This window comes from Microbacterium sp. GbtcB4 (assembly GCF_019091465.1).
Classification (GTDB): Bacteria; Actinomycetota; Actinomycetes; order Actinomycetales; family Microbacteriaceae; genus Microbacterium; species Microbacterium paraoxydans.
Genome location: NZ_JAGXJJ010000576.1, coordinates 1 through 236 on the forward strand (window position 1 = coordinate 1; position 236 = coordinate 236).

The 236-nt window shown below is 71.2% G+C and carries 1 pseudogene; it reads left to right on the forward strand.

The features are described from left to right. Positions 1 to 68 precede the first annotated feature (68 nt). Positions 69 to 212: pseudogene (locus tag KVS71_RS18875) on the forward strand (flagellar motor protein MotB); the annotation flags it as partial. Between the last annotated feature and the right edge of the window lie 24 nt (positions 213 to 236).

The following is a 236-nucleotide window of genomic DNA, read 5'->3' on the forward strand; positions in this document are numbered from 1 at the left end:
CCCCCCCCCGGCCCCACCCCCCGGCGCCAGCATCCCAGGGAGGCGGAGGCGCACCAGGACCCCCTCCCATGAGCGTGCGCCCCCGACGCCGTGTCCAGGAGTCCGAGCACAGCGGTCCGGACGAGCGCTGGATGGCGTCGTACCTCGACATGGGGACGGTGCTCATGTGCTTGTTCATCGTGCTGTTCGCGATGCCGACCGTGGACCAGGAGTAGTTCGAGGCCCTCAGCGCCTCG